The sequence below is a fragment of the Bacillus cereus group sp. BfR-BA-01408 genome (assembly GCF_022663305.1).
Lineage (GTDB): Bacteria > Bacillota > Bacilli > Bacillales > Bacillaceae_G > Bacillus_A > Bacillus_A pacificus.
The window spans coordinates 1-10,861 of sequence record NZ_JAKUFF010000108.1; the positions used below are offsets into that span (position 1 = coordinate 1).

The window sequence follows — 10,861 nt, forward strand, 5'->3', positions numbered from 1 at the left end:
TTCATCCTGAGCCAGGATCAAACTCTCCAATAAAGTTAGTTTGTCTAGCATCATAAAATAAAAATTGACGTTTCACGTTGTTTGTTTCGTTCAGTTTTCAAAGAACTACTTGGTCGCTCATTTGCGACTCCCTTATGTTAACATCTTCGTTTTTCGATGTCAACTAAGTTTTTCAATTTCTTTTTTGTCGTTTTCTGCGTTTCCGCATCAGCGACGGTTATTAATATATCATGGTGAAAAATGAAATGCAACACCTTTTATAAACTTTTTTCAAATTAACTACATTTCTTTTTTCATATCATATACTTAAACGAAATATCCCTTTCATTTCTAAGAGATTCCTACATATATTCTATATAAAGTCACTCTACCCAAAAACATTTCTTTCTATAATAAATGTTTTATTCATATACCATATCATACAAGGAGGAATACATATGGACTATACCGATTTATTAATTAAACTAGGTCTCTCGGCTATTTTAGGATTCGCCATCGGTTTAGAGCGCGAATTAAAACGGAAACCCCTTGGTTTAAAAACATGCTTAGTTATTTCTATCATTAGTTGCCTCCTGACGATTGTTTCTATTAAAGCAGCTTACAATTTACCACATACTGATCATATGAATATGGATCCACTTCGACTTGCCGCTCAAATTGTATCAGGGATTGGTTTTTTAGGTGCTGGTGTTATTTTAAGAAGAGGAAACGATAGTATTGCAGGACTAACGACTGCCGCTATGATCTGGGGCGCATCTGGTATTGGTATTGCTGTTGGAGCTGGATTTTATATCGAAGCAATTTTCGGAATGTGTTTCCTTATGATTAGCGTTGAACTTATACCGTTAACAATGAAATTTGTAGGACCTAGGTCATTTCGTCAACGTGATATCGCAGTAAAACTTGTTGTGCGAAATATGGACAATATCCCGGTTGTAATTGAAGAAATAAAAGAAATGGATATAAAAGTGAAGAATATGAAACTTAAAACGTTAGAAAATGGTTCTCACTATTTGCATCTTAAATTATGTATCGATCAAAAAAGACATACTGCTGATGTTTACTATGCTCTCCAGCATCTTGAAAGTGTTCAACAAACTGAAGTGGAAAGTATGTAACGTAAAACAAACTCTCTTTTCAATTAGAGAGTTTTTCTTTTTTCTATAATGGTAACAATGAATGTAGTCTTGCAAAGTAAGGAGGAATAGGCAATTGAAATCCCGTCCAAATTTAGTAGATACATTTCGTGATTCCATTATTTTTCGTTTAATTTGCTTTATTATTGTACTTACTGCTTTTTCCGGCTTTCTTATACATAGATTAGAACCATCCCACTTCACTACGTGGTTTGATGGAGTTTGGTGGTCAATCGTTACCATTTTCACTGTTGGCTACGGTGACTTTGCCCCTCATACACTAATGGGCAAACTTATCGGTATAGGTATTATTTTATTAGGAACCGGATTTTGTTCTTATTATATGGTGCTGTTCGCTACTGAAATGATTAGTAAACAATATATGAAGATTAAAGGAGAAGAAGCTGCAACTTCTAACGGTCATATGATTATCGTCGGCTGGAACGAACGGGCAAAGCACGTTGTAAAACAAATGCACGTATTACAGCCGAACCTTGATATCGTTTTAATTGATGAAACACTTTCTTTACTTCCAAAACCATTTCATCATTTAGAATTTATAAAGGGGTGCCCCCATCACGATCAAACGCTATTAAAAGCTAATATTACAACGGCTCACACTATATTAATAACAGCTGATAAAGAAAAAAACGAAAGCTTAGCGGATACACAGTCCATTTTAAATATTTTAACTGCAAAAGGGCTCAACCCAAACATTCACTGCATCGCTGAACTTCTTACTTCTGAACAAATACAAAATGCAACGAGAGCTGGCGTGTCAGAAATTATAGAAGGAAATAAATTAACGAGCTATGTATTTACCGCTTCTCTTTTATTCCCTTCCATTTCAGGTGTACTATTTTCACTTTACGACGAAATCTCTGATAATAAATTACAACTGATGGAGCTTCCCCCATCCTGCACTGGACAAAGTTTTGCAAATTGTAGCTATACTCTTTTAAAGCAAAACATTCTCTTACTAGGTATAAAGCGCGACGAACAATATATGATTAACCCAGTTCATTCTTTTGTTCTCATTGAAAGCGACATACTCATTGTTATTCACCATTAGTAAAATGACGCTCTAGTTCCTGCATGAGCACTTTCCCAATATTGATATATTTTCTTTTTACATCTCCATCTGGATCTTTCGGCTCAGCAAATTGATCCAATCCACTCGTACCGGCTGTTAACGTATTTACATGATCATCTAGTTCGTCTTGATATACGTGCGAAAGAATATACGGCGTTTCAAGACGGACTATTACGCCTGGCACATCTAATTCACCATTCACTGCTGTAAATGGCACTCGCAGAAATTGATAGCCATCTTCTTCATCAATTTTATAATCAAAGCATCCTTTATCATAATCCCAATTGCCACCAATGCTATATCCGAGTGGCTTCATGATTTCTTCTAACTTATATAACGCATATGTACGTCCTTCTAAATTTGATTGAATCGGAATCAAGTCCATCCCTCCTAGACTTTTTCCTTAGCATACCCACTCTAGTTTGAATATACTGATGGACTTTTCGATGAAATAATAAAAAGCGGCCGGATCCGGCCGCTTTTTATTATTTTAAACGCTCTTCTAATTCTGCTTTTAATTCTTCAAATCCTGGTTTGCCAAGTAAAGCAAACATGTTTTTCTTGTATGCTTCTACTCCTGGTTGGTCAAATGGATTTACGCCTAATAAGTAGCCGCTCATCGCACATGCTTTTTCGAAGAAGTATACAAGGTAACCAAATGTGTACTCATTTAATTCAGGAATATTTACGATTAAGTTTGGTACTCCGCCATCGCTATGTGCAAGTAATGTACCTTCGTATGCTTTCGTGTTTACGAAGTCTACAGTTTCACCAGCAAGGTAATTTAATCCATCTAAATCGTTTTCTTCTGATTCGATTGTTAGTTCATGTGTAGGTTTACCTACTTTTAGAACTGTTTCAAATAAGTCACGACGACCTTCTTGAACGTATTGACCTAATGAGTGTAAGTCAGTTGAGAAGTTTGCTGAAGATGGGAAAATACCTTTTTGATCTTTTCCTTCACTTTCACCAAATAACTGTTTCCACCACTCAGCGAAGTATTGAAGTGCTGGCTCATAGTTAACAAGCATTTCAATTGTTTTTCCTTTATTGTATAAAGCGTTACGAACTACTGCATATTGGTAAGCTGGGTTTTCTTCTAGTTCTGATGTTCCGAAGTCATCATGACCAGCAGCTGCACCTTTCATCATCTCTTCAATATTTAAGCCACTCACTGCGATTGGTAATAAACCAACTGGCGTTAATACAGAGAAACGTCCTCCAACATCATCTGGAATAACGAATGTTTCGTAACCTTCATTATCAGCTAATGTTTTTAATGCACCACGCGCTTTATCTGTCGTTGCATAAATACGTTTGCGAGCTTCTTCTTTTCCATATTTTTCTTCTAACAACTTACGGAAAATACGGAATGCTAGTGCAGGCTCTGTTGTTGTACCTGATTTGGAAATAACGTTAATAGAGAAGTCTTTACCTTCTAATACATCCATTAAATCTTTCATGTAAGTGGAGCTAATGTTTTGTCCAACAAATAGCACTTGTGGAGTTTTACGTTGTTCTTTAGAAAGTGTGTTGTAGAAAGAATGGTTTAACATTTCAATTGCTGCACGTGCTCCTAGGTAAGAACCACCGATACCTACAACAAGTAAAATGTCAGAGTCATTTTTAATTTTTTCTGCGCATTTTTGAATGCGAGCAAATTCTTCTTTGTCATATTGAAGCGGAAGGTCTACCCACCCAAGGAAATCGTTCCCAGCTCCAGTTTTTTCGTGGATTGCGTGATGTGTTACTTTCACTGCATCACGTAAATAAGTGATTTCATGTTCACCGATGAAGGATAACGCTTTAGAATAGTCGAACGTTACATGTGTACTCATCTTTTTCCCTCCAATTATGGATATGTATTTCTGTATTCACTTTAGCGAAACTGAAGTTGTAAATCAAGCGATTAGCCAATTGTAAACGTAACCAATATATATTTTTTAAAAAAAGTTCATTTTTTGCATAAAAATTCGCATTTTTCGGTATAGATGTATATACATCCTGTTTCAAACATTTTTTATGTATAAAAACAACATAACTACACCATTCTATAAAAGAGTTAATTAACTCATCGCTTGCTCATGCTTCACAATTAAGGGGGGCTTTTTCATGAGTACACTGCAACGTATCGCATTAGTCTTTACTGTAATTGGCGCTGTAAACTGGGGATTAATCGGGTTCTTCCAGTTTGACTTAGTGGCAGCCATTTTCGGTGGACAAAACTCAGCTCTTGCACGTATTATTTACGGCATCGTCGGTATTTCTGGGCTGATTAATCTTGGTTTACTCTTTAAACCATCAGAAAATCTTGGTACTCACCCAGAAACGAACGAAATTCGCTAGTCAGTATGTCCTTACTCACCTTCGACATACGAATATGATTGCATGCAATCATATTTGCAAATATATATCATAAGAAAAAGTAAAAGAGGAACGCTCATATGCGCTCCTCTTTTACTTTGTTAACTCGGACTCTTCAATCCATTCTGTTAGCTTTTCTCGCAGCGTATTAAATCCGTCCTTAGATGGATTCGGTATAAGAATCCGTCCTTGTTTTCTTTTCGCCGCTTTTAACGATAAACTCATTTTTCTGTGTTCTTCATCAATTGAAAGTACTTTTACTTCTACTGTATCGCCGACTTTTAAAAAGTCATGAATATCCTTTACATATCCATTTGTAATTTCTGATATATGCACAAGTCCTTGTGTTTCTGCATCTAACGCTACAAATGCACCGTAATCTTGAATCCCAGTCACTTTCCCTGTTACAACCACTCCTGTTGTATATTGTTCTGACATATGAAACACTCCCATACGTTTACCATTTTCTCTACAATTGTAGATAGCAAAGCAGATGATTTATTGTTAAATATCCGATTAGTTAATACGTACCCTAAGTAAAGCAACTCAGGATACGCATACCTTATATTAGTAAATTATACCACTATGACAGAGCTCATTCAAAATTCATGAAAAAATTTCCTTAAGTAAGTATAATTCTCCAATATTAGGATAGAATACTAACACATGGCTTTCTAGTATTCCCCCCCTTTTATGGACAAAACGTATTGTGTTTTGTCCTTTTTTTATTCTCTATAAACCGTTCCATTCTCTTCATTGCTTCCATAAGCTGTTCAAGCGATGTTGCATACGAACAACGAATAAACCCTTCGCCACTTTCGCCAAATACACTTCCAGGTACAACAGCCACTTTTTCTTCTAATAATAACTGTTCTGCAAATTCCGCTGAAGATAGTCCAGTTGAAGCGATTGAAGGAAAGACATAAAATGCTCCACCCGGCACATGACACGTTAATCCCATGTCATTGAAAGATGTCGTCATAAAATTACGGCGTTTCTTATAACTATCTCTCATCCGAATTACTTCATCATTCCCCGCACGTAACGCTTCAAGTGCTGCGAACTGAGACATCGTCGGGGCACACATCATAGAATATTGGTGAATTTTGAGCATTAATTCTGAAAAATGAACAGGAGCTGCAATCATACCAAGACGCCATCCTGTCATTGCAAATCCTTTTGAAAATCCTGAAATTAAAATCGTATGCTCACGCATATTTTTAATACTCGCGAAACTTGTATATGCTTCGTCGTATACAAGTTCTGCATAAATTTCATCAGATAATACGATTAAATTGTACTTCTCAACAATCACTGCTATTTCTTCAAGCTCGGACTTGTTTAACATTGCACCTGTTGGGTTATTTGGTGAACAAAGTAAAATTGCCTTTGTCTTCGCTGTAATAGCTGCTTCAATTTGTTCTGGTTGTACTTTAAATTCATTTTCTAAAGTAGTCGCCACAGGAACTGGAACGCCTCCAGCTAATGTCACAAGTGGGGCATAAGAAACGAAACTTGGCTCAATAATAAGTACTTCGTCATCAGGATTTATAATGGCGCGCATCGCTACATCTAACGCCTGACTTGCTCCAACTGTAACAATGATTTCATCGTTTGGATCATAAGAAACTGCAAATTGTTTTTTTAGATACTTTGCTATTTCTTGACGGAGCTCCAATAATCCTGCATTTGCTGTATATGACGTATATCCTTGTTCTAAAGAACGAATACATGCTTGCCTCACGTTCCAAGGTGTAACAAAGTCAGGCTCCCCTACCCCAAGAGATATAACACCTTTCATATTAGCTGCTAAATCGAAAAACTTTCGAATACCAGATGGTTGTAACGATTCTGCCGCTCTAGATAGTTCAAATTGCTTCATGGTGTCACCACAATTCGCTTATCATCATCGTTTTTTTCATAAATAATTCCCTCATGTTTATACTTCTTCAAAATGAAATGTGTTGTCGTAGAAACAACAGATTCAATTGTTGCTAATTTCTCAGAAACAAACATCGCTACTTCTCCCATTGTCTTTCCTTCTAACGTAATAGAAAGATCGTATGTCCCTGACATTAAATACACAGACTTTACTTCTGAATAACGATAAATTTGTTCCGCAACCGCATCGAACCCAACGCCGTGCTTTGGCGTAACCTTCACATCAATCATTGCCGTTAAACCTGTATGTTCTTTCACCTTCGTCCAATCGATATGTGTTACATAATCCACAATAATCTTTTCCGCTTCTAATTTTTCAACCATTTTCTTTACTTCTTCTACTTCTATATTTAACAGCTTCGCTAATGTATCTACAGATAATCGACTACTTTTTTCAAGACAAGCTAATAATTCTAATTCCTTTTCTGTCACCATATAAATCATCCTTCCTTTTCGTTTGTGTCTAAATTATACAAATAGCCTTTCCAGTTTGAAAAGAAGATTTTTTTAGTGAATTATGTCAAAATAAAGTGAAACTTTAATCAGCGGAATGCTTCACCCCGCTGATTATTAGTTGAACCAATCGGGCTTTTACGAGCAGTTGATCTCCCACCTCGCTTCTTTGTCTCAACCTTCTTTTTAGGTGGGAGTCTTACTGCTCGTTAAAGCGGGGTAAAGTGAAACTTTAATCAGCGGATAAATGTGTGATAAAGCGAAAGGGGATGGAACCGTGAAACCAAAAGTTTATATTGCTGAACCAGTTCCAACATTTGTAGAAAACTATTTATCAGAACACTGTGATTATGAAAAATGGGAGCAAAATGAGAAGGTACCTCGTGATGTTCTACTAGAGAAAATACAAGATAAAGATGGTTTATTAAATTTCGGATCTGCTATTAATGAAGAATTATTGGAGGCGGCTCCTAACTTAAAAGTAGTAAGCAACATTTCTGTCGGTTACGATAATTTTGATTTACAAGCGATGGAAAAGCGCAATGTCCTCGGAACAAATACACCTTACGTACTAGATGATACAGTAGCTGACCTCGTTTTTGCTCTTATGTTATCTGCTGGTCGTCGTGTTTGTGAACTCGACTCCTACGTAAAAAATGGTAAATGGAATGCGGAAATTGGAAAAGAGCACTTTGGGCTAGATGTACACCATAGTACAATCGGCATTATCGGTATGGGCCGAATTGGTGAAGCTGTTGCAAAACGAGCGAAATTCGGATTTGATATGGATGTTCTTTATTATAACCGTCGCCGAAAAGAAGAAGCTGAACAAAAATTCGATGCTACATATTGTGATTTACAGACGCTACTCAAACAGTCTGACTTTATCGTTCTTCTTACTCCATTAACAGATGAAACGTACCATCTTATCGGAGAAAAGGAATTTTCATTCATGAAAGAAACAGCTATCTTCATTAATGCTTCTCGCGGGAAAACAGTAGATGAAGAAGCGTTAATTCATGCGTTAACAGAAAAGAAAATCTTTGCAGCAGGCATCGATACTTTTACACAAGAGCCGATTCAAAAAGACAATCCGCTCTTATCCTTACAAAATGTTGTGACCTTACCACATATCGGATCTGCAACATTAAAAACTAGGCAACAAATGGCTATGACCGCCGCTGAAAATTTAGTTGCAGCGTTACAAGGAAAAACACCGCCTAATATTGTTCGCGGGTAATACTGAATATACGAAAGGCAAGATGACATCGTCATCTTGCCTTTTTTTGTTAACATATTTTTTTCTGCCTTGGAAATGATATGAACAAAAATCAATGGAGTGACAAAAAATGAATCACGAATCTACTTGTCCTTATTTCACTTTTTCCACTCGCGGCACTACTGTTCATTACGAATTGTATGAACATGAAAATAAAACAGAACGTCCTACTTTCGTACTCGTTCACGGCTTTTTATCTTCCTCATTCAGCTACCGCCGTCTTATTCCTTTATTATCGAAAGAAGGAACAGTCATTGCTCTTGATTTGCCACCGTTCGGAAAGAGCGATAAGTCTCATCTATTTAAGTATTCTTATCATAATTTAGCAACGATTATAATCGATTTAATTGAACACTTATCTCTCTCAAACATTGTGTTAGTTGGACATTCTATGGGCGGCCAAATTTCACTTTACGTAAATCGTATACGTCCTGAATTAATTTCAAAGACAATTTTACTATGTAGCTCTAGCTATTTAGCACGCGCAACTTTACCTTTACTGTACTCTTCTTATTTACCGTTCTTTCATTTATACGTAAAGAATTGGATTATACGGCGCGGCATTGTTCATAACTTAATGAATGTCGTTCATGATCATTCATTAATTGACGATGAAATGAAGGCAGGTTACTCTGCTCCTTTTTATGACAACCGTATATTCCCCGCTTTAACTCGTATGATACGAGATCGTGAAGGTGACTTATCTTCAACTGAATTACAAAAAATCGAAACACCTACTCTACTCATTTGGGGTGAAAAAGATCGGGTCGTCCCTGTACATGTAGGTCATCGTCTGCACAAAGATTTACCGAATTCGAAATTTATTTCTTACGAAAATACAGGGCATTTACTACCTGAAGAAAAACCGGAACATGTTTATGAAGAAATTATCGCTTTTTCTGCGCAATAATATCAAAAAGGCTGTCGGAAATTCCGACAGCCTACAATGAACAACTTCCGCCTTCTTTTATTACAAGTAATTCCACAGCTAACTTCTCACATTTTTCAAGCGCAGGTACTTCCTCAAAAGACATAAAGTATATATGTTGAATCTTCTTTGCGATGTATTTTGAATCATCAAACACACTTGCGACGTTCACAACATCGCTCGCTTCTGTTTCATAAAACTCCGGTCCCATTTGAAACGGATCCCAATTCTTCACAACCTCTATCATCTTTTCATATGTACCCATTCGCTTCCCGCCTTTTCACTTTTTAATACTTTTCTTTATCCTATCACATCAGCTATTCTATAAGAAGAGAGAGAACTTTCATAACTTAACGGTTTTACAGAAGAAGGGAGCAAACTTATGCAACTATTTCATAAAGCAGTCAATCGCCGTGGAACTCATAGTACAAAATGGGATACATATAAAAACGAAGAACTTATCCACGCGTGGATTGCTGATATGGATTTTGAAGTACCTCAACCAATTCAAACTGCTTTAAAGCAACGTATCGAGCATCCTATTTTCGGCTATACACTTCCTCCCGAAAATATTGGCGATATTATTTGTAACTGGACAAAAAAACAGTACAACTGGGATATTCAAAAAGAATGGATTGTCTTTAGCGCCGGAATCGTTCCAGCTCTTAGTGCGAGCATACAGGCCTTCACAAAGGAAAACGAATCCGTTCTCGTACAACCACCTATTTATCCCCCATTTTTCGAAATGGTCACAACAAACAATAGACAATTATGCGTAAGTCCATTACAGAAACAAAATGATACATATGCCATAGACTTCGAGCATTTAGAAAAGCAATTTCAACAAGGCGTCAAACTCATGCTTCTTTGCAGTCCTCACAACCCGATAGGTCGTGTTTGGACGAAAGAGGAATTAACAAAACTTGGATCTTTATGTACAAAATATAATGTAATCGTTGTCGCAGATGAAATTCATTCCGATATTATTTATGCAAATCATACACATACACCGTTCGCTTCTTTATCTGAAGAACTAGCAGCGCGCACGATAACTTGTATGGCTCCAAGTAAAACATTTAATATCGCTGGATTACAAGCATCGATTATTATCATTCCAAATGAAAAACTCCGTCAAGCCTTTACATCTATCCAATATAGACAAGGCTTCCACGGATTAAATACATTTGCCTATACAGCGATGGTAAGTGCCTATACAGAATGTAACGATTGGCTAAATGAAATTCGATTATATATAGAAGATAATGCTCAATTTGCTTGTAAATATATGAAAGATCACATACCTACTCTTTCCGTAACGAAGCCAGAAGGTAGCTTTTTATTATGGATTGATTGCTCTCGCCTACAACTGTCTCAAGATGAGCGCACTAAATTGCTCGAAGAAAAAGGAAAAATTATTGTTGAACCTGGTGAGAAATACGGATTAGGCGGCGAAGAACATATTCGAATTAACATCGGCTGTCCAAGGTCTGTTTTAGAAGAAATTTTAAATAGGCTGCGCCATACGTTTTCATAATAAGAAAGGAGGCTATTTTGGACAGCCTCCTTTGTCATATTTTGTCGGTAAGTCGATATATTTTAAAAATCGCCGATATATTTTGAGTTACGGTCGATATATTCCAATAATCGCCGATATATTTTAAGTTACA

General features: G+C 36.6%; 12 protein-coding genes. 6 read left to right on the forward strand and 6 right to left on the reverse strand.

The genetic code is table 11. The features are described from left to right. Nucleotides 1-437 precede the first annotated feature (437 nt). Together MR083_RS24810 and MR083_RS24815 are read left to right on the forward strand one after the other, a co-directional pair. Entirely contained in the window at nt 438-1,118 is a 681-nt protein-coding gene (locus MR083_RS24810) for an MgtC/SapB family protein (RefSeq protein WP_000386681.1), read from the forward strand. A 94-nt stretch (nt 1,119-1,212) separates the two neighbouring features. Then, a complete protein-coding gene (locus MR083_RS24815; RefSeq protein ID WP_014893447.1) occupies nt 1,213-2,208 on the forward strand; it encodes an ion channel in 996 nt (331 codons plus the stop codon). On the opposite strand, the gene MR083_RS24820 is transcribed toward MR083_RS24815, so the two are convergent. Further along, complete coding sequence (locus MR083_RS24820; protein WP_000612336.1) at nt 2,195-2,608, reverse strand: YugN-like family protein; 414 nt, start codon at nt 2,606-2,608, stop codon at nt 2,195-2,197. The two genes, MR083_RS24815 and MR083_RS24820, sit on opposite strands and share 14 nt — an antisense overlap. A gap of 106 nt (nt 2,609-2,714) precedes the next feature. Continuing rightward, nucleotides 2,715-4,067 carry a glucose-6-phosphate isomerase gene (locus tag MR083_RS24825; RefSeq protein WP_000103652.1) on the reverse strand — a complete coding sequence of 451 codons (1,353 nt, stop codon included), beginning with the start codon at nt 4,065-4,067 and terminating at the stop codon, nt 2,715-2,717. 274 nt (nt 4,068-4,341) lie between these two features. Here MR083_RS24825 and MR083_RS24830 point away from each other — a divergent pair, with 274 nt between their 5' ends. Continuing rightward, complete coding sequence (locus MR083_RS24830) at nt 4,342-4,575, forward strand: DUF378 domain-containing protein (protein ID WP_000105788.1); 234 nt, start codon at nt 4,342-4,344, stop codon at nt 4,573-4,575. A gap of 111 nt (nt 4,576-4,686) precedes the next feature. Here the strand turns inward: MR083_RS24830 and yugI are convergent, their stop codons facing one another. From yugI to MR083_RS24845, 3 genes are all read right to left on the reverse strand, one after another. Beyond that, nucleotides 4,687-5,031, reverse strand: coding sequence for a S1 domain-containing post-transcriptional regulator GSP13 (gene yugI, locus MR083_RS24835; RefSeq protein ID WP_000003767.1), 345 nt, complete (start codon nt 5,029-5,031; stop codon nt 4,687-4,689). A 253-nt stretch (nt 5,032-5,284) separates the two neighbouring features. After that, nucleotides 5,285-6,475 (reverse strand): aminotransferase, encoded by a 1,191-nt coding sequence (locus tag MR083_RS24840; protein ID WP_000808514.1) that lies wholly within the window; start codon nt 6,473-6,475, stop codon nt 5,285-5,287. Next, on the reverse strand, nt 6,472-6,969 hold the full coding sequence (locus tag MR083_RS24845; protein ID WP_000255699.1) for an Lrp/AsnC family transcriptional regulator: 498 nt from the start codon (nt 6,967-6,969) through the stop codon (nt 6,472-6,474). The genes MR083_RS24840 and MR083_RS24845 overlap by 4 nt, the downstream gene beginning before the upstream one ends. 265 nt (nt 6,970-7,234) lie before the next feature. Between MR083_RS24845 and MR083_RS24850 the strand changes: the two genes are divergently transcribed. Beyond that, nucleotides 7,235-8,227 carry a 2-hydroxyacid dehydrogenase gene (locus MR083_RS24850; RefSeq protein WP_242269991.1) on the forward strand — a complete coding sequence of 331 codons (993 nt, stop codon included), beginning with the start codon at nt 7,235-7,237 and terminating at the stop codon, nt 8,225-8,227. Nucleotides 8,228-8,336: 109 nt separating this feature from the next. After that, nucleotides 8,337-9,176 (forward strand): alpha/beta fold hydrolase, encoded by an 840-nt coding sequence (locus MR083_RS24855; protein ID WP_001015187.1) that lies wholly within the window; start codon nt 8,337-8,339, stop codon nt 9,174-9,176. 31 nt (nt 9,177-9,207) lie between these two features. Here the strand turns inward: MR083_RS24855 and MR083_RS24860 are convergent, their stop codons facing one another. Beyond that, nucleotides 9,208-9,459, reverse strand: a complete 252-nt coding sequence (locus tag MR083_RS24860; protein ID WP_000537636.1) for a YugE family protein — start codon at nt 9,457-9,459, stop codon at nt 9,208-9,210. A 117-nt stretch (nt 9,460-9,576) separates the two neighbouring features. Here MR083_RS24860 and MR083_RS24865 point away from each other — a divergent pair, with 117 nt between their 5' ends. Further along, complete coding sequence (locus MR083_RS24865; RefSeq protein ID WP_242269992.1) at nt 9,577-10,728, forward strand: MalY/PatB family protein; 1,152 nt, start codon at nt 9,577-9,579, stop codon at nt 10,726-10,728. Nucleotides 10,729-10,861 lie beyond the last annotated feature (133 nt).